The 22,262-nt window shown below is 64.6% G+C and carries 19 protein-coding genes; 15 read left to right on the top strand and 4 right to left on the bottom strand.

Annotated elements, in window-relative coordinates; all coding sequences use genetic code 11:
- The 15 genes from GQB00_RS11605 to GQB00_RS11535 all read left to right on the top strand — a co-directional run bounded on the left by GQB00_RS11605 (nt 1) and on the right by GQB00_RS11535 (nt 17,815).
- A complete protein-coding gene (locus GQB00_RS11605) occupies nt 1-2,184 on the top strand; it encodes a type I secretion system permease/ATPase (RefSeq protein WP_165856325.1) in 2,184 nt (727 codons plus the stop codon).
- Nucleotides 2,181-3,479: an HlyD family type I secretion periplasmic adaptor subunit gene (locus GQB00_RS11600; protein WP_165856324.1), complete on the top strand. Its 1,299-nt coding sequence runs from the start codon at nt 2,181-2,183 to the stop codon at nt 3,477-3,479. The genes GQB00_RS11605 and GQB00_RS11600 overlap by 4 nt, the downstream gene beginning before the upstream one ends.
- Before the next feature lie 51 nt (nt 3,480-3,530).
- Nucleotides 3,531-4,823 carry a TolC family outer membrane protein gene (locus GQB00_RS11595; RefSeq protein ID WP_165856323.1) on the top strand — a complete coding sequence of 431 codons (1,293 nt, stop codon included), beginning with the start codon at nt 3,531-3,533 and terminating at the stop codon, nt 4,821-4,823.
- Nucleotides 4,820-5,422, top strand: a complete 603-nt coding sequence (locus GQB00_RS11590) for an OmpA family protein (protein ID WP_165856322.1) — start codon at nt 4,820-4,822, stop codon at nt 5,420-5,422. The genes GQB00_RS11595 and GQB00_RS11590 overlap by 4 nt, the downstream gene beginning before the upstream one ends.
- Nucleotides 5,419-5,934: a hypothetical protein gene (locus tag GQB00_RS11585; RefSeq protein WP_111493560.1), complete on the top strand. Its 516-nt coding sequence runs from the start codon at nt 5,419-5,421 to the stop codon at nt 5,932-5,934. Before GQB00_RS11590 ends, GQB00_RS11585 begins: the two co-directional genes overlap by 4 nt.
- A 606-nt stretch (nt 5,935-6,540) precedes the next feature.
- Nucleotides 6,541-7,935 (top strand): undecaprenyl-phosphate glucose phosphotransferase, encoded by a 1,395-nt coding sequence (locus GQB00_RS11580; protein ID WP_207950673.1) that lies wholly within the window; start codon nt 6,541-6,543, stop codon nt 7,933-7,935.
- Nucleotides 7,936-7,955: 20 nt separating this feature from the next.
- Complete coding sequence (locus GQB00_RS11575) at nt 7,956-8,432, top strand: low molecular weight protein-tyrosine-phosphatase (protein ID WP_162628707.1); 477 nt, start codon at nt 7,956-7,958, stop codon at nt 8,430-8,432.
- 49 nt (nt 8,433-8,481) lie between these two features.
- The gene (locus GQB00_RS11570; RefSeq protein ID WP_111493566.1) at nt 8,482-9,636 is read left to right on the top strand and encodes a polysaccharide export protein; all 1,155 of its coding nucleotides are present in this window, start codon (nt 8,482-8,484) and stop codon (nt 9,634-9,636) included.
- A 12-nt stretch (nt 9,637-9,648) separates the two neighbouring features.
- Nucleotides 9,649-11,913 carry a polysaccharide biosynthesis tyrosine autokinase gene (locus GQB00_RS11565; protein ID WP_111493568.1) on the top strand — a complete coding sequence of 755 codons (2,265 nt, stop codon included), beginning with the start codon at nt 9,649-9,651 and terminating at the stop codon, nt 11,911-11,913.
- A gap of 94 nt (nt 11,914-12,007) precedes the next feature.
- A complete protein-coding gene (locus GQB00_RS11560) occupies nt 12,008-13,366 on the top strand; it encodes an O-antigen ligase family protein (RefSeq protein ID WP_111493570.1) in 1,359 nt (452 codons plus the stop codon).
- The gene (locus GQB00_RS11555; protein ID WP_165856320.1) at nt 13,344-14,441 is read left to right on the top strand and encodes a glycosyltransferase family 4 protein; all 1,098 of its coding nucleotides are present in this window, start codon (nt 13,344-13,346) and stop codon (nt 14,439-14,441) included. The genes GQB00_RS11560 and GQB00_RS11555 overlap by 23 nt, the downstream gene beginning before the upstream one ends.
- Before the next feature lie 8 nt (nt 14,442-14,449).
- Nucleotides 14,450-14,959 carry a hypothetical protein gene (locus tag GQB00_RS11550; protein WP_165856319.1) on the top strand — a complete coding sequence of 170 codons (510 nt, stop codon included), beginning with the start codon at nt 14,450-14,452 and terminating at the stop codon, nt 14,957-14,959.
- 39 nt (nt 14,960-14,998) lie between these two features.
- Nucleotides 14,999-15,502 (top strand): glycosyltransferase, encoded by a 504-nt coding sequence (locus GQB00_RS11545; RefSeq protein ID WP_162628708.1) that lies wholly within the window; start codon nt 14,999-15,001, stop codon nt 15,500-15,502.
- Nucleotides 15,499-16,722 carry a glycosyltransferase family 4 protein gene (locus GQB00_RS11540; protein ID WP_165856318.1) on the top strand — a complete coding sequence of 408 codons (1,224 nt, stop codon included), beginning with the start codon at nt 15,499-15,501 and terminating at the stop codon, nt 16,720-16,722. The genes GQB00_RS11545 and GQB00_RS11540 overlap by 4 nt, the downstream gene beginning before the upstream one ends.
- A gap of 28 nt (nt 16,723-16,750) precedes the next feature.
- A complete protein-coding gene (locus GQB00_RS11535; protein WP_162628709.1) occupies nt 16,751-17,815 on the top strand; it encodes an acyltransferase family protein in 1,065 nt (354 codons plus the stop codon).
- A gap of 50 nt (nt 17,816-17,865) precedes the next feature.
- On the opposite strand, the gene GQB00_RS11530 is transcribed toward GQB00_RS11535, so the two are convergent.
- From GQB00_RS11530 to GQB00_RS11515, 4 genes are read right to left on the bottom strand one after another with little or no spacing between them, the layout of a single operon-like run.
- Nucleotides 17,866-19,065 (bottom strand): glycosyltransferase family 4 protein, encoded by a 1,200-nt coding sequence (locus GQB00_RS11530; RefSeq protein ID WP_165856317.1) that lies wholly within the window; start codon nt 19,063-19,065, stop codon nt 17,866-17,868.
- Nucleotides 19,062-20,351: a lipopolysaccharide biosynthesis protein gene (locus tag GQB00_RS11525; RefSeq protein ID WP_165856316.1), complete on the bottom strand. Its 1,290-nt coding sequence runs from the start codon at nt 20,349-20,351 to the stop codon at nt 19,062-19,064. The genes GQB00_RS11530 and GQB00_RS11525 overlap by 4 nt, the downstream gene beginning before the upstream one ends.
- Nucleotides 20,348-21,259 carry a polysaccharide pyruvyl transferase family protein gene (locus tag GQB00_RS11520; protein WP_111493586.1) on the bottom strand — a complete coding sequence of 304 codons (912 nt, stop codon included), beginning with the start codon at nt 21,257-21,259 and terminating at the stop codon, nt 20,348-20,350. The genes GQB00_RS11525 and GQB00_RS11520 overlap by 4 nt, the downstream gene beginning before the upstream one ends.
- Nucleotides 21,234-22,232 carry a glycosyltransferase gene (locus tag GQB00_RS11515; RefSeq protein ID WP_165856315.1) on the bottom strand — a complete coding sequence of 333 codons (999 nt, stop codon included), beginning with the start codon at nt 22,230-22,232 and terminating at the stop codon, nt 21,234-21,236. The genes GQB00_RS11520 and GQB00_RS11515 overlap by 26 nt, the downstream gene beginning before the upstream one ends.
- Nucleotides 22,233-22,262 lie beyond the last annotated feature (30 nt).

Raw genomic sequence — 22,262 nt, 5'->3', positions numbered from 1 at the left:
ATGAGTCCACCGACCGCCGCCATCCAGCCGGAATCGTCCCACCAGCGCCTCACGCCGGCTGAACAGTGGGCCGGCCTGCTGCGTTACCTGTGCCAGCACTTCCAGCGCCCGGCGATACCCGGCGCGGAGCTGCGGGAGCTGGATCAGGAAGAGCAGCTGTCGCTGAATTCGCCGGCGCCGCTGGCCCTGGCGCGCCGCTTCGGCATCGAGCTGGAACCGGGACGTTTCCGGGCCAGGGAACAGGCTGACGTCAACCTTTTGCCGGTTCTGGTGATCCACAACGAGCAATTGACCCTGGTGGAGTCAGTCGACGGCGACCAGGCGATCCTCTGCCCGCTGGGCAATGAACGGCTGCGCTTTCATGCGCCTCTGGCGGCGCTGACGGGGCCGTGTCTGGTGGTGTCGGCGGGGAGCCCGTCCGACGCCCGCGCCGAGGACCTGATTCCGCGCAAGGAGCGGCACTGGTTGCTGCAGGCCCTGTGGCATGCGCGACCCTGGTACCGCGACCTGCTGTTCGCCTCGCTGATGGTCAACGTACTGGCGCTGCTGGTGCCGCTGTTCACCATGAACGTCTACGACCGGGTGGTGCCCAACCAGACCATGGACACCCTGTGGGTGCTGGCCTCCGGGGTGACCCTGGCACTGTTCTTCGACTGGCTGCTGCGCAACGCCCGGGCGGAGATTACCGATATGGCCGGGCGCCGCATCGATGTGTCCGTGTCCGGCCAGCTCTATCGCAAGGTGCTGGGCATGAAACTGTCCCAGCGCCCCAAGTCCGCCGGCGCCTTCGCCCGTCAGTTGCAGGACGTGGACAGCGTGCGCGAGTTCCTGACCTCCGCCACGCTGGTGGCGCTGGTGGATCTGCCGTTCACGCTGATGTTCCTGGGGCTGATCGCCTGGCTTGGCGGGCCCATGGTGCTGGTGCCGATGGTCGCGCTGGCGGTGCTGGTGACGGCTGCCCTAATCGCTCGCCCCAGGATGGCAGCCGCGATTACCGAAACCGGCCGGCTGTCCTCCCAGCGCCAGGCGCAGCTGATTGAAACCCTGCAGACCCTGCCGGACCTCAAACAGACCAACCAGGAAGATCGCCTGTCCCGGCGCTGGCAGCAACTGGTCGGCGAGCTGGCGGACCAGGGCATCCGCTCCCGGGGCGTCACCGCGTCGCTGTCCCACCTGATGATGCTCAGCCAGTACCTGGTGACCGTGGCGCTGCTGGTGATGGGGGTGATGCGCATCTCCGAAGGCCTGCTCAGCATGGGCGGGCTCATCGCCATCGTCATGCTCAGCGGGCGCGCGGCCCAGTCCATGGGGCAGGTGGCGGTGTTGCTGCTGCGCTACACCCAGACCCGTTCGGCCATCACCGGGCTGGACACGATCATGGCGATGGAGCAGGAGAACCAGCAGCACAGTGTCACCGAGCTGGCCTTTGCCGGTGCCATCCGTACCGACGCCTGCAGCTTCCACTACCCGGAGCAGAACGAAGCGGCGCTGGAGGCCTTGTCACTGCAGCTCAAGCCGGGGGAGCGGGTCGCGATTGTCGGTAATTGCGGCTCCGGCAAGTCCACTTTGCTGTCGCTGCTGGCCGGCCAGCATGAGCCCAGCCGGGGGCTGGTGTACTACGACGACGTGGAACGTTCCTGCTGGCCCCTGGCGCATTTGCGCGAACACATCGGCTGGCTGCCCCAGTCGCCGCTGCTGCAGTGGGGCACGGTGCTGGAAAACATCACCTGTGGCCAGCCGGTCACCGATGAGACCGACCTGCGCCGGCTGATCGTCGACCTGGGCATCGACCGCTTCATGGCGCAACTGGGCAACGGCCTGCAGTCCCAGGTGGGCGAGGGCGGTCAGGCCCTGTCCGGCGGCCAGCGGCAACTGGTGGCGCTGGCCCGGGCGATGGCGCGCGATCCCCTGTGGCTGCTGCTGGACGAACCCACCAGCGCCATGGATGACGCCATGCAGCAACGGGTGGCGGCGACGCTTGCGGGCCTGCCCCAGACCCGCGGATTCGTGATCGCCACCCATCGCCAGGGGCTGCTGAAACTCTGCGATCGGGTGCTGGTGATGGATCAGGGGCGCGTCGTGCTCGACCAGCCCCGCGCCGACTTCGAGCAGCGTTCCCGGGTCCGCAGCAAGACCGCGGCACGGCGCAAGGTGACCGTGCGATCGCGGGCGGAGGGCTCATGAGCACGTCCGGATACTGGCAACAGCTCCGGCGCGCCTACGGCGCCCGCAAGGTGATCTGGCTGATCGGGGCGCTGGTGATCAGCAGCATCGCCTGGTCGGCGTTTGCCGCCATCGACGAGGTGGTAAAGGGCCAGGGCAAGCTCGTGCCCTCGGCCTCGGTGCAGCGGGTGCAGAGCCTGGATGGCGGCATCCTGCGCCAGCTCCACGTGCGGGAGGGCCAGACCGTGGAAAAAGGCCAACTGCTGGTCACCCTGGATGAAACCCGAGCGCGGGCCAGCTACGCCGAAGCGCTGGCGCGGGAGAATGCGCTGGAGGCCCGCCGCAACCGGCTGCTGCTGGAGCTGGAGGCGGTCGCGGGCGGCGGGTTTGAGAGCACGCCGCTGACAGACGCCTCGCTGGAAAAACTGGGCGGCGAAGCGGCCGGCTATCGCGCCAACCTGGCGCAGTTGCAGGGCCGCATCAACAGCGCCCGCGAAAAAATCGTCCAGCAGCGCCGGGGCTACTCCGAGGCCCTGCAGAAAAGCCAGACCCTGAAACGCTCACTGGCCCTGCTCCGGGACGAGATCGGCATCACCGCCGATGCAGTCGACCAGGGCGCCCTGAGCGCGGCCGAGTTGCGCAAGCTCAAGCGCGACCGGGTCAGTCTGGAGGGCCAGATCGAAGCGCTGGATTACGAGATCGGGCGGCTCGAGTCCACCATCGCCGAGGCGGAACAGGCGCGCGGTTCACTGTTCCAGGAATTCCGCGCCCGGGCCCAGTCTGACCTGTCCGACACCACCGCCGAGCTGGCGCGGGTGCGTGAGCAACTGGCCGGCCTCAACAGCCAGCTGCAGCAGACCCGTCTATACGCCGGCATGGCGGGCACCGTGAAAGCCATCGACGTAACCTCCATCGGCGGCGTGATCCGCCCCGGCGAAACCATCCTGGACATCGTGCCCGAGGGCGACCGGCTGTTTGTGGAGACTCGCATCGCGCCCCGGGACATTGCCCATATCCACGAGGGCGACGACGCCATCATCAAGCTCAGCGCCTACGACTTCGTGATTTACGGCGGCATTCGCGGACGCGTGGAGCACATCAGCCCCGACGCGCTGACCAACGAAGACGACGAATCCTATTACCTCGCCCACGTGGTTGGCGACTCCGGCGACTGGGGCGCTGCAAGCTGGCAGGGGAAGCCGCTGATCCCCGGCATGCAGGCACAGGTGGACATCCTGGCGGGCAAAAAAACCATCCTTCAATACTGGCTGAAGCCCTTGCTGCGTGCGCAGGCTGAGGCAATGCGAGAACCCTGATTGAGGTATTTCATGAGAGTGAGACGTCACACCGTAAGGAGTGCAGTGTTGATGTTCGCCTGCAGCCTGGCAGGAGCGGCCGGTGCCCAGACGCTGGAGGAAGCGGTTGCGGCGGCCGTCGACAGCAACCCGGGGTTGGGCGAGCGTTTCGCGCGCTACCGCTCGGTGCTGGAGGATCGCGAAGCGGTCACGTCAGAGTATCTGCCCCAGGTCAGTGTGCGGGCCGGCATCGGGCCGGAGCATACGGAATACAGCTCGGGGCAGCTGATCGACGAGGACCTGACCCGCAGCGAGGCCAGCCTGAGCGTCTCCCAATTGCTGTTCAACGGCTTCGAGACCAGTGCCAACAGCGACCGGCTGGAATACGAAGCGGATGCGGAACGCCTGCAGCTGCTCGCCGAAGCCGAGGATCTGGCCCTGGCCACCAGCCAGGTCTACCTGGATGTGCGCAAGGCCGAAGAGCTGGTCGAACTGACCGAGCGCCACGTGCGCGGGCACCTGGAGATCCTCGACGACGTGCGTAACCTGGCCTCGCGCGGTTACGCCAACGAAGCCGACATCGCCCAGGTCAGCGCCCGCCTGGCCAACGCCCGCGCCTCGCTGGTGGCGGCCAACAACAACTACCAGGATGCCCGGGCGCGCTTCCTGCGGCTGGTGGACCAGGCCCCGGTGAATCTGAAGGATCCGGTTACCGACGATACCCTGTTGCCGGACACCGTCACCCAGGCCATCGACTGGGCGCGGCAGACCCATCCCCAGCTGCAGGCCGCCTTCGCCGATATCCGTGCCGCGAAAGAAGAAGTGGAAGCCAGCCAGTCGGGCTACTACCCGCGCCTGAGCCTGGAGGGCTACGCCACCACCGGCGAGGACATCGGCGGCTTCGAGGGCCGTGAGGAGGATTACCGGTTGATGTTGGTCATGGAATACGACCTCTACAACGGCGGGCGCGACAAGGCACGGTCCCGATCCTCCAACTGGCGCTACAACGAGGCCCTGGCGGTGCGTGAGCGGACCGAGAAAGATCTGGTCGAGGGGACTCGACTGTCGTGGAACGCTTACCAGGCCCTGAATGACCAGCGCGCCCTGGTGCAGCAAAGCGTGGACGCCTCGACCCTGGCGGAGACCGCCTACATCACCCAGTTCCGACTGGGCAAGCGTTCCCTGCTGGACCTGCTCAACGCCAAAGTCGAGGTGTTCATCGCCCGGCGCACCTACATCAACACCCGTTACGACCAGCTCCAGGCCCGCTACCGCGTGCTGAACGCCACCGGACGCCTGGGCTACGCCCTGCGCCTGAACTATCCGGACGAGTGGAATGAAGCCAACCGGGAGGACAGCGAATGAACCATCCATTGCCAGTTGTTCTGTTGGCGGGGTTACTGCTGGCGGGCTGCCAGTCGGCCCACGTGGAGGAGGGCTACAGCCGTACCCAACTGTTGGACATCCGTGACCTGGACGGCGACGGCGTGGTCAACGTCCGGGACCTCTGCGGCGACACACCGACCACCAGCGAAGTGGGTGTGGACGGCTGTGCCGAGTGGACCCTGGAGTCGCGCCACCGGGACTTCGTGTTCCGTTTCGATTTCGACACGCAGGCCCTGCGCGAGGACCAGATTCCGGTGCTGACCGAGGTGCTGCAGATGTTACGGGCGCATCCACAGGCCCGCATCGTGCTGGTGGGAGACACCAGCAGCGAAGGCACGGACGATTACAACCACCGGTTGGGCCAGCGCCGTGCAAACACCATCGTCAATGCCCTGGTGGGGCGAGGCATGGACCGAAGCCGGGTGGTGGATATGGTCTACGACGACCCGGCGCTGACGAACATCATGCAGCAACGTCAGCGGCGTACCATCGTCCGGGTGTTCTACCCTCAGCTTGAATCGATTCCCAAATGGACCATCTACACCACCGAGAACCAGCGGCAGGAGGCTTCCCAATGAAATACGGACTGATCCTGTGGGCCGTCCTGGCGAGCCAGGTGGCGCAGGCCGACGAGCCGCTGCTGGATCTGCTGGCGGAGCAGCCACTCAAGGTGTCTCCGGATCCGGCGGTCCTGATTCTGGGCGGCGCTGATGCGGCCCTGTCCCAGGGGCCCTGGTCGGAAGGGGATGTGCTCGCCTTCAGCCAGGCCCACGGCTACCGGCCAACCGTGCTGCCCCTGACTCATGTGGCGGCCAGGGAAACGGCGGACGGCGAGGCCGCTGAAGAAGACTCTGACCAGGCGAATTTCTACCGCGCCGACCCGCAGGTGGCCTACTACCTCTACGTCAACCTGCCGCCCGAGGCCGGCGGACGCGAGCGTCTGGCGCCGGCGCTGGGCGACTTGCTGGAGCCAGCGTTCCAGAACAGGCTTGCGGATCGGGGCTTCGCCACCTTGCCGGAGGTGTACCGGCAGCTCTGGCGGGTGCGTCTGGGGCAGCAGCCTCCGCGCTATGACAACGGTTATCTGTGAATCCGTGGATGCATGCCCGGCAATGGCGTCGGGCGACGTCGCAGTAGGAGGGCGCAAGTACCTGCCTGTCTTCAGGTTAGAGGGCGGGCAGCGTGGTCATAAGGATAGTGGTTTTCCAGCTTTTCCGAATCCCCTTCGGAGTTAAATCTTCCTTACGCAAACTTCATGGCTTTGTAGTCTGATCTTCATGGCAAACGGTGCATGCTTTTGGGGCGCACAGGACGGGCGTTTGCGCCTTTTTGCGCCGTTTTACATTTGCAGTGTGACCACAATGCATACATTGACCGTTTCGTCGACGGTCGCGCACCGTAAAAGGCCCGTGCCGACAACTCACGGAATGTAAGCCCCGGCGACGCCCGGTGTGCGGATCAGGGTCCGCGCCCGGCTCGCTGGTCTGAATTATGCAGCGTTCGCTTGAGGACCTTCGAATCGGTGCTGTACGGGCTGCCTGTCCATCCTGGGAAGTGGTGACTGGCGGTATAGACAGACCGGGATTGTGGTAGTTCCTGGAGTGCAGGCCATAAAACGCATGGAGAGGATTTTATGGGTGGGCACCATCTGAAAGATGCCACGCCTCACAGTGTGGTTAGGGAAGGGCAGTCGCCAGTGATTCGACTGCACCAGTCCCGCATTCTTGCGCTGTTCCGCGCATTCGACTGCTTCGTCATCCTGTTTATGCTCTGGGGTGTACTGAACGTGGTGGGTGTGCCGCTGGACAACGGTTACACCTTCCTGGGTGTGCTTTCAATCATCCTGTTCGGGTTCTTCGCCGAGAGCAACGAGGTTTATTACCTGTGGCGCGGCCTGTCCACGCCCAAACTGGCCTCCCGGCTGCTGGCGGCCTGGGCGGCCACTGCCCTGGTGACCTTTACCGTGGCGCTGCTGGTGGGGCTGGTGAAGTCCGTGGACCACAGTGCCGTGCTGACCTGGATTGCGGTGACGCCGGTTGCGATGGTGTTCCTGCACTGGGCGCGTCGTGAGTTCCTGTCGCTGTACCGCGGCCAGCGCACCCAGCCGCGCCGTGTGGCGGTGGCCGGTGCCAATCGTCTGGGGTCGCGTCTGGTGGAATCCATGGAAGGGATTCCCTGGATGGGCTACCAGGTGACCGGCTATTACGACGACCGGGCTCCGGCCAAGGACATGGCGCGTCGTCTGGAGGGTGAGGAGATCAACGTGTGCGGTGGCTTCGACCAACTGTTCGAGGACGCCCGCGACGGCAAGATCGACATCATCTTCGTCACCCTGCCGATGAAGGCCGAAGACCGCATCCGCGAGATGGTTGATCGCCTGGCGGATACCACTGCCTCGGTCTACCTGATTCCGGATGTGTTCAGCTTCAACCTGGTCCATTCCCGGCTGACCGGCATCCAGGGCATTCCCGCCCTGAGCATCTACGACACCCCGCTGGTGGATCATGGCTGGAGCAAGCGCCTGGAAGATGTGGTGCTGTCCCTGGCGATCCTCACGCTGATCGCGATCCCCATGCTGATCATCGCCGCTGGCGTGAAACTGTCCTCGCCGGGACCGGTTTTCTTCAAGCAGACCCGTTACGGGATGCGTGGCGAGAAGATCAAGGTGTGGAAATTCCGCTCCATGAGCGTTTGCGAGGACGGCCCGGACGTGCCCCAGGCGCAGAAGGAGGATCCGCGCATCACCCCGTTCGGCGGCTTCCTGCGCCGTACCTCCCTCGACGAGCTGCCGCAGTTCTTCAACGTGCTCGGTGGCACCATGTCGATCGTCGGCCCGCGTCCCCACGCGGTGGCTCACAACGAGTTCTACCGTGGCCAGATCCAGGGCTACATGCTGCGCCACAAGGTCAAGCCGGGCATCACCGGTCTGGCCCAGATCAACGGTTTCCGCGGTGAGACCGACACGATGGACCTGATGACCGGACGCATTGATTACGACCTTGAATACATTCGCAACTGGTCGCTGTGGCTCGATCTGAAGATTGTCTGGTTCACGATCTTCCGCGGCTTCGTTGGTCAACAGGCCTATTGACGGGCCAGGGTATCGATAACGTGTCTTCTTCACTGAGCATTTCCCGAATCCTCGTGCTGTGCGTCGGCAACATCTGCCGCAGCCCCATGGCTGAGGTGCTGCTGCGCGAAGGGTTCCGACGCCGCGGAGCGGGCCGGGTCCAGATCCGTTCAGCGGGTATTTCCACGATCGACGGACGCGAGCCGGATACCAACGCGCGCCGGGTCCTGCAGGTCAACGGCCTGGAATCCCAGGGGCTGCACAGCCAGCGGGTGCAGTCGGAAATGATCGCCTGGGCCGAGTTGATCCTGGTGATGGAAGACTTCCAGAAACAGTACATCGAGAGCGAGTTCCCCGAGGCGCGCGGCAAGGTGTTCCTGATTGGCCATTGGCGCAAGGCCCAGGTCCCCGACCCCTACCAGGGCGATTACTCGCTGTTTGAAGCGTCCTATCAGCTCCTGAGCCAGTGCTCGGAGGACTGGGTCAGCCGCCTGTCACAAGCGCTGGCCGACGCCTGATCGGACGCTCGCCGAAGCCGGATTTCACGATTGGATTAGGAAAAAGTGTATGTTGCCACCACGTTGGAAAAATGGGCGATTGCTGGGACTGGCCGGTGTGGCCCTGGTGTTGCAGGGATGCGCCGTCGCCCCGGGCATGGAGATGTCTGGCACGGGCGTACCCGATGAGGTCACGCTGAAGGGTGAAGACACCGGACAGGGGCCGGTCCAGGTCAAAGTGCATCCGATCACGGCCAACCTGATTGCGGCCATGCGCTCCCAGACACCGCAATCGCTCGGTGAGGTGCCGGATGGCTCCGCCGACCCGGCGAGCTACGCCTATGAGGTCGGTCCGGGCGATATCCTGTCGATCACCGTCTGGGAACATCCGGAACTGACCATCCCGGCCGGCTCCTTCCGCTCCGCCGAGCAGGCAGGCAACCTGGTGGACAGTGACGGCTACATCTTCTTCCCCTACGCAGGTCGTCTTCAGGTCGCGGGCAAGACCACCGAGGAGATTCGCGAAGCCCTCACGCTGGCGCTCGATCCCTTCATCGAGAACATCCAACTGGACGTGCGCGTGATTTCCTTCCGCAGTCAGCGGGTCTACGTGGTGGGCGAAGTCGACACCCCGGGCGTGCAGGCCATCGATGACGTGCCGCCGACCCTGCTGGAGATGGTCAACCGTGCTGGCGGCTTCACCGACCTGGCGGATCGCAGGGACGTGACGCTCAGTCGTGACGGCCAGACCTACCGGGTCAACCTGCAGGCGCTGTATGAAGACGCGCGCAAGCCCCCGGAGTTCATGCTCCAGAACGGCGACGTGGTCAATATTCCTGACATCAAGAACGATAAGGTCTTTGTCGTGGGCGAGGTGGTCGAACCCGGCGACATCCAGATGGAGAACAACCGCAAGACGCTGGCCCAGGCGCTCAGCGAAGCCGGCGGCGTGAATCCGGCGACATCGGATCCGGGGCAGATCTTCGTTCTGCGCGGCGCCGGTGTCGACGGGGAGCCGGAGATCTTCCACCTGGATGCCAGCTCCGTGGACGCCATGCTGCTGGCGGATCGCTTCCCCTTGCAGGAGCGCGACCTGGTCTATGTGGAAACCGCCGGCATCGTGCGCTGGAACCGCGTGATCGGCAACCTGGTGAACACGGTCAACGTGCTTGAATCGACCAGTAACACCAGTTACCCGCTTTTCAATAACCGGCAAAGCAACTAGGCAGGGATAGCGATGCAGAACTCGGATAACTACACCTCGGAGCGTCCGGGAATGGCGGGGCAGGCCGCGCCTGCCGCCATGCCGCATGTCCAGCAGGACCCACTGGGCGAGGAGTCGGTCAAGCTGGGGGATTACTTTGCGATCCTGATGGAGCGCAAATGGCTGATCGTCCTGATTACGGCCCTGGTGACCCTGGGCGGGGTCGGCTACGCGCTGACCGCGCCGCCGGTCTACCAGACCGATGCGTTGCTGCAGATCGAGCAGCAGAAACCGATTGGGTTGCGCCAGTTGGGCGGCGATCCGGCGTCGATGCTGACCCAGGAGCCGCCCATCGTCGCCGATGTGGAAATCCTGCGCTCGCGCATGGTGCTCGGTGACGCCGTCCGCAATCTGGGGCTGGAATACAGCGCCTCGCCACGCCACCTGCCGGTGATCGGCGCCACCTTCGCCCGCCGGTTTGAGCGGGATAACGAGGGTCTGGCGGACCCCATGTTCGGCTTCAACGAGTACGCCTGGGGCGGCGAGTCCATCCAGCTCGATAACCTGGAAGTGCCCCAGTCGCTGCTCAACAAGCCGCTTACCGTGGTCGCCGGCCAGGAAGGCCAGTACCAGGTGAAGGATGCCGAGGGTCGTCTGTTGCTGACCGGTCAGGTGGGCCAGGTGAGCGAGACGGCGTTCGACGGCGGCCAGCCGCTGAAAGTGATGATTTCCGAGCTGGTGGCCCGTCCCGGCACCCAGTTCAACATGGAGCGGGTGTCGCCGCTGGAAGCCATCAAGCACGTCGAAGGCAACTTTTCGGTTAGCGAGCGCAGCAAGAATTCCGGCATTCTCGGGCTGTCCCTGACCGACACCGATCCGGCGCAGGCCAGCCGCATCCTGAACGAGGTTGCCCAGGTTTACGTCCAGCAGAACATCGCCCGCAACTCCGCCGAGGCCCAGCAATCCCTTGAATTCCTCGAGCACCAGTTGCCGGAGCTCAAGGAAAAGCTGACCGCCGCCGAGGAAGCCTACAACGACTACCGTATCGAGTACGGCTCGGTGAACCTGGACGAAGAAACCAAGGTCATGCTCGATACCGCCGTCAAGGTGGATCAGGAACTGCTGCAGCTGCAGCAGAAATGGGACGAGCTGCGTCAACGCTTCAAGCCCGACCACCCGACCATGATTGCGATCAGCCAGAAGATCAATCGACTGGAATCGCGCAAGGCGGAGCTCGACCAGCAGTCCGAGAGTCTCCCCAAGGCCCAGCAGAAGCTGCTGCGTCTGAGTCAGGATGTGGAGGTCAACAAGGCGCTCTACACCAAGCTGATGTCCACCGCACAAGAGCTGCGGGTGGCCAAGGCGGGTACCGTGGGGAACGTCCGCATCATCGATGACGCGGTGCCGATGAACGTGCCCGTTGCGCCCAACCGTAAGCTGATTGTCCTGGTGGCCGGCATGGCCGGTGTCTTCTTCGGCATTCTGGTGGTGCTGGTGCTGCGCGCCCTGCGTGGCGGCGTCGAGGATCCGGACGAGATCGAGCGCAACTTGGGGCTGCCGGTTTACGCCACGGTGATCCACAGTGATCGCCAGGCCAAGATGAGCCGCAGCAAGGCCTCGCGCAAATCACGGATACTGGCGGACGTGGCGCCGGACGACAAGGCGGTGGAGAGCCTGCGCAGCCTGCGTACCACGCTGCACTTCTCCCTGCTGGGCGCCAAGAACAACCTGATCATGCTGACCGGTCCCAGCCCGCAGATCGGTAAGAGTTTCGTGACCGTGAATCTGGGGGCGGTACTGGCCCAGAGCGGCAAGCGCATCCTCATTATCGATGCCGATATCCGCAAGGGCCGTATGCACCAGACGCTGGGCATGCGCCGTGACCAGGGTGTCACGGAAATGATCACCCGCGGCGGCTCGCCCATGAGCTACGTGCGCAAGACCACGATCCCGGGCTTGCACCTGCTCAGCGGTGGCCAGCTGCCGCCCAACCCGGCGGAGCTGCTGCTGCACGAGTCCTTCGGCCGCAAGGTGCTGGAACTGGCCGAGCACTTCGACTACGTGCTGATCGATGCGCCGCCGATCCTGGCGGTGACCGACGCGGCCATCATCGGCCGCCTGGCGGGCACCAGCCTGATGGTGGTCAAGGACCGCACCCATCCGATGCGCGAGCTGGAGCAGTCCTCCAAACAGCTCCAGCAGGCCGGCGTCACCGTCAACGGCGTGGTCTTCAACGACGTGCAACTGCATCGCCAGAACCAGCAGCGCGGCAACTACGTGTACCAGTACAAGTATTGATGCCCCGTCTGCTGCGCCCTTGGGGAGCGCCTGAACGCTTTGGTGGCAAGGCGTTCAGGCGGTCATTCGAGCAACGAACGAGCCTGCCCAGCCCATGTCAATGACCACGGTCGCCAGTTCCTATAACGCACAGCGGATGTCTCCGCGTCGCCGCCTGCTGATCCAGCGGGCGCGCGACGGCATGGTGCTGTTCTTCGTCTTCATGACGATCCTGGAAAGCGTCAAGATTGATATCGGCCGTCTGGCGAACCTCAAGCCCTTCATCATTGTGATCCTGGCGCTGGCGTTTCACTACGGCATCATGGTGAAGCGGTTTCGCTGGCGGCCCGAGTTCAATGTGTTCGTGGCCTGGTGGCTCAGCCTGTTCATCCCGGCGCTGGGCGGCACCATCATCTCGATGCACCACTTCATCGTCATCGCCCTGGGGCAGCTGCTGTTGCTGGGTTATCTGACGCTGACCTACACCTACCTCTACGATCGCGAAAACGGGGTCATCAAGGTACTCAACGCGCACATCCTGGTGGGCATGTTCTGCGCGGGGCTCTCGTTCCTGCAGATCGTGGGCTATTTCGGGGGCATCAACCTGGGGGTGTCCCACGCGCACACGGTGGGCTTCCCGCGGGCGGAGTCGATCTTCACCGAAACCGACTGGCACGCCATGTACATGGGCTATGTCGGTCTGTTGCTGACCGTGTGCGGCAAACACCTGATCCGCGAGAAACTGCATTACCAGCTGGCCCTGGGGGCGACGCTGATGTCGCTGATCCTGTCGTTCGGGCGTACCGCGACCTTCGCCTACATCGGCTGTCTGGGGATCTTCCTGCTGGTGCGTCGGCGCTTCGGGATCATCGCGGTGGGCGGCGCCCTGGTGTTCATGCTGATGCTGTGCATCCAGCTCAAGGCACCGTTCATCCCCGACTCGCTGGTCCAGCGCTTCAACGTGGTGTCGACCATCGAGGACAGCAGTACAGACTCGGGGGCGCTGGACTCGCGCCTGTTCGCCCTGGAGATGACCTGGTACTTCGTGCAGCAGGAGCCCTTCTGGGGCAACGGCGCCGGCAGCATCCAGGAGCTGGTGGACCGCATCGACCTGCGCGAGCAGTACGCCAGCGGGGGCATCATGAACGCCGGGCGCGGGGGCACCAACCTGTTCCTCACCAGCCTGTTCGACTCCGGCATCCTGGGCCTGCTGGTGGTCATCGCGGTGCTGACCGTGCTGTTCCGAACGGCCCTGCGCAGCTACCGCATCACCCGACGGGCGCGAATGGCGCCGCAGCGGGATATTGCCCTGTTCCTGGTGCTGGGGCTGGTCTATTTCATCGTGAACTGCATGTCCAACAACTTCATCCGCTACCCGCTGGTGTGGCTGCACTTCGTGATGATTTTCCTCTATCACCGACAATTGCTCGAAACTTTCCGGGGAGGCGCCCATGCGAATCCTGCATTACGTTAGGCAGTTCCATCCGTCCGTGGGCGGTATCCAGGACGTGGTGCTGCAGATTGCCCGGCGCCAGATCGCCGCCGGCCACGAGGTGGAAGTGCTCACCCTCAACCGCACCTTCGGCAGCGACGAGATCCTGCCGGAGACGGACGAGATCGACGGCATCCGCATCACCCGGGTCCCGTTCCGGGGCATTCGCCAGTACCCGTTGGTGAAGCTGGATCTGGACACGGTCAATCGCTTCGACGTGTTCCACATCCACTGCGTCGATTCCATGCTGGACAAGATGATCTTCCTGCGCCGGCGCATCCGGGGTGCGGTGTTCCTGACCACCCACGGGCTGTACTTCCATACCGAGAAGTTTGCCCGCATCAAGCGTTTCTTCTACCGCTTCGTCACGCCCCGGGCACTGGCCCGGGTGGACCGGGTGTTCGCCTGCAGCCGCAACGACTACGAGCTGATCGGGCGCATCATTCCGGATCCCGAGCGCCTGATGCTGGTGGAGAACGGCGTGGCGCTGGACAAGTTCCTGCCGGCGGCGGACGCCGAACGCAGTGGTGACATGGTCTACATCGGCCGCATGGCCGGGCACAAGAACGTGGAGGCGCTGATCGACCGCTTCCTGGAGCTGGACGACGACGGCCGTCGCCTGCACCTGGTGGGCCGCGATTTCGACGGCACCCTGCCGCGCCTGCAGGCGCGCAACCTGCCCGAGCGCGTCGTCTTCCACGGCAGTATTTCCACCGCCGAGATCGCGGCGCTGGCCGCCCGCTGTCGCTACTTCGTCAGCGCCTCGTCGTTCGAGGGCTTCGGCCTGTCGGCGGTGGAGGCCATGGGCGCCGGACTGATCCCCATCCTCAACGACATCCCGCCGTTCCGCGAGCTGGTCGACAATCATGGCGGCCACCTGATCGACTTCGGCGAGCCGGGCAGTCTGGCGGCGGTCCTGCGGGAGACCGCTGAAGCACCGGCGCTCGACGATCTGGGGCGGCGCCTGCAGGCCAGCGTGAGCCAGTATTCCTGGGACGAAAAAGTACGCGCCATTCTCAACCAGTACCAGCAGTGCCTCGCCCGAGCGGCATCATAGGAATCGTTATGACCACAGCCGAGCCCGTTCACGAACGCACCGCCAAACAGTCGCCCCGGCACGTCATGCTGGCGGCGTCCTTCGGCGGCCACTGGAAACAGCTGATGGTGATCGACCGTCTGCTGGACGGCGACAGCCGGCGCCTGAGCTACGTGTCCACCTCGCCGGAGATACCGCCCGAGGCGGCCGGTGCCGACTATTACCGGGTCACCGACTGTAACGCCGGTGAGCGCCTCAATGCCCTGCGTTGCCTGGGCGGCAGCCTGCGCCTGATGCTGCGTCTGCGTCCCGATCTGCTGATCACCACCGGCGCCTTGCCCGGTCTGCTGTTGGCGCTGGCCGCCAAGCTGACCGGCACCCGGGTCATCTGGATCGACAGCGTCGCCAACGCCGAAGAACTGTCCAGTTCCGGGCGCATGGCGGCGCGTTTCGTGGATCTGTGCTGCACCCAGTGGCCGCATCTGGCGAACGACGACGACAGCAACAAGGGCCCGGTGTACCTGGGCAGTGTTCTTTAGGGCCTGGACGACAGGACCCGGATTTTAGGAGCCGGCATTTTGATTTTTCTGACCGTAGGCACACAACTGGCGTTCGACCGGCTGGTCCGCAGCCTGGATGAATGGATCGGGCCGGACCACACCTACCCGGCCTTTGCCCAGATCGGCCGGGGCGAGTACCTGCCGCGCCACATCAGCTACGAACGCTACCTGGAGCCGGAGAGCTACCAGAAATACCTGGACGCCGCCCAGGTGGTGGTGGGCCATTGTGGCATCGGGACCATCCTGTCCTGCAACGACCGCGGGATTCCGGTGGTGGTGGTGCCGCGTCGCTACGACCTGAACGAACACCGCAATGATCACCAGATCGCCACAGCCCGCCAGGTGGAGGCCCGCGGCCTGGCCCAGGTGGTCTATGACGAAAGGGAACTGGGCGGAATACTGCGCCAGGTGCTTGAGGGCAACGAGACGCCCCGCGCCGAACACGCCGAGCGGGAACGGCTGGCGCAGAACCTGAACCGGGTGGTGAACCGGGTTCTCGGCACAGCGGGAGAGCTGCCATGAAGATACTGATCGTGAACACCTTCTACACGCCGATCCAGGTGGGCGGCGCGGAACTGTCCGTGCAGCAGTTGGCCGAGGGCTTCGCCGCCCGGGGCCACACCGTCGGCGTACTGACCCTGTCCCGGGACGGCGTGGGCGACCGCGAGGAGATCAACGGCGTGACCGTGATCCGCGTGCCCAGCTACAACCACCACATCCCGCTGATCAGCCAGGGCTCGCTCACCGAACGCACCCGCTGGCACCTGATCGACGTGTTCCAGGGCGGTGACGCCGACAAGTACGTGGACCTGTCCGAATTCGACGTGATCCACACCAACAACCTGCTGGGGTTTTCCACCCAGTTCTGGAAGACCATTCGCCAGCAGAAGCGCGACGACGCGGTGATGGTCCACAATATTCGCGATTTCTACCTGCGCTGCCAGCGCTCCAACCGCTACCGCAACGGGGCCACCTGCCAGAAGACCTGCACCGGTTGTCTGCCCGCCGAGGTGACCCGGCGTCGTCACAGCGAGTGTGTGGACGCGGCGGTAGGCGTGTCCGACTACATGTTGCAGCATCATCTGGAGGCGGGCTTCTTCCCGAATGCCCGGCGCACCGCTGCGATCCACAACCGGCCCGGCGACCACCTGCAGTTTCCGCGCGCCGAGCGCCAGCACGGCGATCCGATCCGCGTCGGCTTCATCGGCCGGGTGGCGGAGAACAAGGGCACCTTCATCCTGGCCGAAGCCTTCCGCAAGCTGGCGCGCCGGGACATGACCCTGGACATCGCCGGTACAGGCAGCGACGCCGACGTGGCCCGGCTGCAGGACATCATTGCCGGCGACGAGCGCATCACCTATCTGGGCAAGACCCAACCGGCGGACTTCTATCCGCGCATGGATGTCATGGTGATGCCCTCCACCTGGGAAGAACCGCTGTCGCGGGTGGTCAGCGAAAGCCTGCTGAACGGCATCCCGGTACTGGCCTGTAACCTGGGCGGGCAGCCGGAGATGGTGCGCCACGAACAGGATGGCCTGGTGTTCACGCCGACGGTGGCGAACATTCACGACGCCCTGGCTGGTTTGACCCGCGAACGTCTGGCGGAGCTGACCCGTAACGCGCGGCTGCGATCGCCGGATATGCTGGCCGCCAACGTGATCGACCAGTACCTCAACCTGTTCGGGGCACTGCTTGAGGAGCAGTCCGCCGCGAAGTCGAACGACAGGGCGGTGGGCCTGTGATGCAACTGGAACCGCAGGAGGGCGTGGCGTGGCCGAAATAACGAATACCCTGTCCGGTGGGCTGGCCGACGGCTCGTCCGGTGTCATCTCCGGCGCCAAGGCGGGACGCCGGACCGACCTGAACGTGGAAACCCTGCGCGGCCTGGCCTGTCTCCTGCTCGTTGGCTTCCACGTGGTTGGCGGCAAGCCCTACACCGGTTTGCGGGTGGAAGACCCGGACTCCATCTACCGGCTGGTGACCGACGCGCTGGCCTATCTGCGCATGCCTCTGTTCACCTTCCTGTCCGGCTACGTCTACGCCATGCGTCCGTTCAGCGGCGGCGCTGGCCGTTTCATGCAGGGCAAGGTGCGCCGCCTGCTGGTGCCTATGCTGGTGGTGGGCACCCTGTTTGCCATCCTCAAGAGCGTGGCGCCCGGCACCAACACCCCGATGGCGCTGGAGGATTTCCTGACACTGCACATCGTCCCGGTCGAGCATTTCTGGTACGTGGAGTCCCTGTTCTGGATCTTCCTGCTGGTGATGCTGCTGGAGATGGGCGGTCTGTTGTCCACGGGAAGGCGCTTCATTGCCGTTATGGCGATTGGCTGTGTTATTCACGTGCTGTACCAGAAGCCGCCGATCTATCTGGGCTTTGCCGGTGCCATCTACCTGATCCCCTTCTTTCTGTTCGGGGCGGCCTGCAACCGTTTTCGCGAGACTCTGTTCCGGCCGACGGTGCTGTGGCCGGCTGGTTTGTTGTTCGTGCTCTGCGGCACCTGGGCTCTGATGGGCGTGGCCGGACTGACCGCGCGGGTGCCGGACCAGTCGGTACCGGCGTTGGTGATTGGCTGTTGCAGCGGCCTGTTCCTGCTGGCGTCCCAGTGGAAGGTGCGCTGGCTGGTCTTCATCGGCGGCTTTTCCTACAGCATCTATATCTACCACGTGTTTGCCGCGGCGCCGTCGCGGATCATCCTTGAAAAACTGGGGGTGACCGACACCTTCCTGCTGCTCGTCGTCGGCCTGGTGTGCGGCATCGTGGCACCGATCATCGTCGACCGGGTGGCGTCCCGCTATGGCTGGAGTCGACTGGTGCTGCTGGGAAAACGCCGCTGATGCCGGCGTAGCCGCCTCCGCGAGTGCGGGGGCGGCTCATAGCGTGCGGCTCAGGACGCCGCGTCGGGGAGGGGCGAAGGGCTGGCCGCGCTGTCCGGCACGACGCCCAGACTGTCCAGAATATCAGCCCAGTGCTGCCCCACCGCCTCTTCCGAGAACCCGCCGATAAAGCGTTGGACGCTCTGTTCGTCCGGGCTCTGGTAGTGCTCGCGACTGGCCGAGATCACTGTTGCCAGCGCCTCCGCATCCCCCGCCTCAAAGAAACGGAAACCGTTGCTATCGGCTTGCGCCATGGGGGCGTAAATCTCCGCCAGGGCACCGTAATCCGATGAGATCACCGGCAGGCCGCTGGCCAGGGCTTCCATGATGGCGATGCAGAAGCTCTCCTCCGCGCCGGTCTGGGGATCGACGTGGGAGGGCTGTACGTAGACGTGGCTGTTGTAGAGCAGGGTGCGGATGCCGTCGCGGCTGAGGCCGGCGTGCAGCGTGACCCGGTCGGCCAGGCTGTGTACGCCGATGAAAGACTGCAGCCGTGCCTCGGTGGGACCGAAGCCGACCAGGTCCAGGGTCACGTCGACACCTTTGTCGCGCAGCAGGCGCACCGCCTCAAGCAGCGTGGCCTGGTCCTTGAACCCTTCAAACCGGCCGATGCAGGCCAGCCGCAGCGGCCCGCCGTCGTACTGGCGCGGACGCCACGGGAAAAAGTTCTGGTTGACGTAGTTGCGCACCACCCGCACCTGGGACGGCGCCAGCTTCAGGGTGGTGGCAACCTGGTTGGCAAAGTGCTGGCTGGGAAAGGTAAAGATCCGCTCGGACCCGGCGCTCAGCTTCTCCATGGCGCGACGGAATTCCCGGTGCTGGTGCAGGGCCACATTGCCGTCGTAGCCGTGCATGGACGTGATCACCGGCACCCGTGCCCGCAGGAAATTGGTCGCCGACATGCCGAACTGCGCCTGCACCGCGGCCACCCCGCGGGTGGGCTGGGCGATGGCCGTCGTCGCCACCTCGAATTCCCGGTACTGGCGCAGCAGCTTGGATTCGATCCGTGTCAGGGTTCGGGCCCAGCCGCCGCTCTCCCGGCCTGGCACAACGTGCACTTCCAGCCCCGGCAGTTCCCGGTCCGGCGTGTCCAGCAGGCGCGAGGTCACCAGCCGGCAATCGTAGCCCTGGCGCATCAGGCTGCGCAGGTGCAGGAAAATGTATTCCTCATTGATCCGGGAATAGGCCGGCACGGCGTGCAGTAACGTCATGTGGAGCCTCGCGGTTGGCGGGAATGGGGCCCGAAGTACATTCGGGCGAGGCAGATCAGCAGTTTGAGCAGCGAGCCGGCGATCATCGAGTAGATGAAGATCTCCAGGCTGGATTCGCGCACCGCCCACACGGAGCCGGACACGAACAGCAGGGTGCCGGCCAGCTGGGCGCGAACCTGGACCCGGTTGTGCCCGGTCAGCAGCAGCGGCTGGATCACCAGCCAGGCCACCGATGCGAGAATCACGTTGAGCAGCAGCAGCGACGTAATGTGGGCAACGCCGCTGAAGTCCTTGCCGAACACCAGGGCTACCGGGTATTCCAGCACCACCAGGCAGATGGGCCAGAGCACCAGCCCGAGCCCGAAATAGATCAGCGTCCATCGGCTGAAGGTGCGGCGCATCTCGGCTTCATCCTGGGCGTTGACCCGGGCGATGATCACATTGGTGACGTTACCCACCAGTTGGCGGGCGGACATGGCCAGGGTCACCGACACCGCGTAGATGCCCATCTCGCTGGTGGTGGCGATGAGCGACACCAGGATCTTGTCCAGGTGTTGCTGCAGCAGGCCCATCAGGTCGGACTGCCAGAAACGCAGGGAGTAGCGACGGTTTTGCCGGGGCAGCCCGGGCTGGCGCTCGATCTGCTGGGTGCGGAACAGGCGCCGCAGGGCCCAGCTGATAAACAGGATCTCGGCCAGCCGGCAGACAATCTGGAAACCCAGCAGGATCTCCGGGCTGCCGATGTCGAGCAGAAAGGCGCAACCCAGCAGCAGCCCGTTAAGCAGTGGCAGGATGAACTTGGCCACGTCGGGGATGATGAAGCGACGGTCGATGGCGGCCAGCGCCTGCAGGTAGGTGGCGGCGGTGAACGACACGGTGCCGGCCAGGGTCAGTATCACGATCGCGGTGTTGAGGCTGGTGTACTTGGGCTCGATGTAGAACGGGAAAATCAGGCACCAGATCACCGCGAAAACCGTGGCGGCGGCCGCGCCGATGGCAAGGTGCACTGCCGCGGCCTGGCGCTGCTCGCGTTTGCCCAGGTAGATTGCCAGCCGATGCAGCCCGAGGTTGCAACCCAGCGGTGCAAAGTACATCGGCAGGAACAGCAGGAACAGATGGCCTCGACCCTCCACACCCAGGATGCGCGCCACCAGGGCGGCGTTGAGCGTGGAGATCACCACGATCAGGACGTTGACCGAGCTGCTGCGCAGCATCAGGCCGATCAGGGAACGGCCGCCGGACGCGGCCTTGTTTTCGGCGGTCGTCGCGTTCGGCTCGTTGCTCATGTCCAGATCACGTTGTCGAACCGGCCGGCGATGGAATTCTCGTAGACCGATCGGCACTTGTGATAGCTGCCGCCACTGAAATAGACCGTCTTGCCCAGTCGCGCCGCCGCGATGCACACGTGCAGGCGATCGGTGTAGACGATGTCGAACTGGTCGATGTAGTTGACGAAATCCCGCGCCGATTCGCGGATGCGTTCGATCGAGGTCTGGCCATAGTCGAACGCCACCGAGGCGTCGCAGTTATCGTCGGGAATCGGCTGGCCGGCGCTTTCCCGGTCGGTGCGATAGAGGTGTCCGGCGCGGGTGCCGGAGCGGCTCAGGCGACGGCGCAGCCAGCCCCCCAGCAGGCGCAGCTTGGCCTCGGCGTACTTGCGCCGGCCCAGGCCGGTCACGCGGAAGGTGCCGAACAGCTCGCGCAGCCATACCAGCGGCAGGTGGCGCACCCGAAAGGCGCTCATATCGCCATAGAAGACCATGTCGTCGCACAGGTAGGTCTGCGCGCTGACCTGGTTGCTGACGTAATCGAAAGAGGGCTTTTCCCGGCAGAAAATCAGGGTGCTGTCCGGCAGTTCGCGCAGCAGCGGTTCGTGACCGGCGATGGTGTGCGGTAGCACCACCAGGCGCTGGAAGGCGTCCTTGAAGCGGTGCAGCAGTTGCGCCACGTCGTCGTAGAGCGGGACCAGGTTGCCACCGCCCGCCACCAGCAGGGTGCGGTTGGCGGCGGATTCCCCCACCGGCGCACCGGGCAGGGCCAGGTTCACCTTCAGGCCCAGTTTCTCCAGTGTGCTCAGCGAACTCATGGTGATGAGGTGGTCGCCGGCGTTGCCCGGGAAGCTGGCCAGCGTCAGCGTCGACGCTCCGAACTCCCGCTGCATGATGGATTCAAAATCGTGCTGATCGAGCTTCATCCCTGAGATTCCGTTGAAAGTACGAGGTCGGTCCATAGATCACGCTGAGCGCCGCCTTCTTCAGGCCGCTGACGAGATCGTGGTTGGGAAACAGACGCCAGGCGCGGGTGCTCTGGTTGAGCTGGCGCAGACGCTGCTGGCATTCCTTGAGGTCCGCGCCTTGCGCCTCTTTAACGGCCTTGCGGTAGACGTGGTAGGCGTACCAGCCCAGCGCCTCGCGGAAGTGATTGTCGCGGGTTTCGCGGCGCAGGTAGTGCAGCTCCAGGAAGATCTGGATCAGGCTGTCGACCCTGGCGCGGGCCTTGTCCGGATTCACCGCCTGGGTGATCGATCCGGAGCGCTGACGGTAGAGATAGGGCGCTTGCTCCAGGGTGACGAAGCGGTCCGCCTCCTGCAGCAACTGCGGCGTGTGCAGCATGTCTTCGTGCAGCAGGTTGGGCTCGAAACGCAGGCCGGACTGGACCAGCAGCGAACGCCGGTACACGTAGGTCCAGGCGGTGGTGGCGATGTGGAACGCTTTCACGCCTTCGCGGAAAAACTGGCGTCCCGAGATCAGGCCCAGTTGCAGGGGCGTGTGGCGGCCCGGCAGCTCGGTGCCGGCTTCGTCGACTTCCTGGAAACCGAAGTGCACGCAGTCCAGCGCCTGCTGCTTGAGTGTGGCGACGATGCTGTCGATGGCGCCCGGGGTGATCATGTCGTCGCCGTCGATGAACCAGATGAACTCACCGGTCGAGTGCTCGAACCCGGTGTTGCGGGCCGCGGACAGGCCGCCGTTGACCTGGGTGACCACGCGCATTCGCTCGGGAAAACGCTCGGCGAGGGCCGTCAGGCGTTCGCCGGTGTCATCGGTGGAGCCGTCGTCCACGGCAATGAGCTCGAAAGGAATGCGGGTGTCCTGCTCGACAATCGACAGGATGCAGTCGTCGATGAATTCTGAAATGTTATACGCCGCGACAACGATACTCAGGTCCATGTTCACGTCCTTGCCTTGGAGCTGTTGTGG

Source organism: Marinobacter sp. JSM 1782161 (assembly GCF_011421605.1).
GTDB lineage: Bacteria > Pseudomonadota > Gammaproteobacteria > Pseudomonadales > Oleiphilaceae > Marinobacter_A > Marinobacter_A bohaiensis.
This window is presented reverse-complemented; position numbering and strand designations above follow the sequence as displayed.

Coding starts and splice junctions, on each gene's coding strand:
- GQB00_RS11560 (WP_111493570.1), top strand. CDS start 12,008: ATGTCAATGACCACGGTCGCCAGTTCCTATAACGCACAGCGGATGTCT.
- GQB00_RS11555 (WP_165856320.1), top strand. CDS start 13,344: ATGCGAATCCTGCATTACGTTAGGCAGTTCCATCCGTCCGTGGGCGGT.
- GQB00_RS11605 (WP_165856325.1), top strand. CDS start 1: ATGAGTCCACCGACCGCCGCCATCCAGCCGGAATCGTCCCACCAGCGC.
- GQB00_RS11530 (WP_165856317.1), bottom strand. CDS start 19,065: ATGACGTTACTGCACGCCGTGCCGGCCTATTCCCGGATCAATGAGGAA.
- GQB00_RS11585 (WP_111493560.1), top strand. CDS start 5,419: ATGAAATACGGACTGATCCTGTGGGCCGTCCTGGCGAGCCAGGTGGCG.
- GQB00_RS11520 (WP_111493586.1), bottom strand. CDS start 21,259: ATGAAGCTCGATCAGCACGATTTTGAATCCATCATGCAGCGGGAGTTC.
- GQB00_RS11570 (WP_111493566.1), top strand. CDS start 8,482: ATGTTGCCACCACGTTGGAAAAATGGGCGATTGCTGGGACTGGCCGGT.
- GQB00_RS11590 (WP_165856322.1), top strand. CDS start 4,820: ATGAACCATCCATTGCCAGTTGTTCTGTTGGCGGGGTTACTGCTGGCG.
- GQB00_RS11515 (WP_165856315.1), bottom strand. CDS start 22,232: ATGGACCTGAGTATCGTTGTCGCGGCGTATAACATTTCAGAATTCATC.
- GQB00_RS11550 (WP_165856319.1), top strand. CDS start 14,450: ATGACCACAGCCGAGCCCGTTCACGAACGCACCGCCAAACAGTCGCCC.
- GQB00_RS11595 (WP_165856323.1), top strand. CDS start 3,531: ATGTTCGCCTGCAGCCTGGCAGGAGCGGCCGGTGCCCAGACGCTGGAG.
- GQB00_RS11600 (WP_165856324.1), top strand. CDS start 2,181: ATGAGCACGTCCGGATACTGGCAACAGCTCCGGCGCGCCTACGGCGCC.
- GQB00_RS11565 (WP_111493568.1), top strand. CDS start 9,649: ATGCAGAACTCGGATAACTACACCTCGGAGCGTCCGGGAATGGCGGGG.
- GQB00_RS11525 (WP_165856316.1), bottom strand. CDS start 20,351: ATGAGCAACGAGCCGAACGCGACGACCGCCGAAAACAAGGCCGCGTCC.
- GQB00_RS11540 (WP_165856318.1), top strand. CDS start 15,499: ATGAAGATACTGATCGTGAACACCTTCTACACGCCGATCCAGGTGGGC.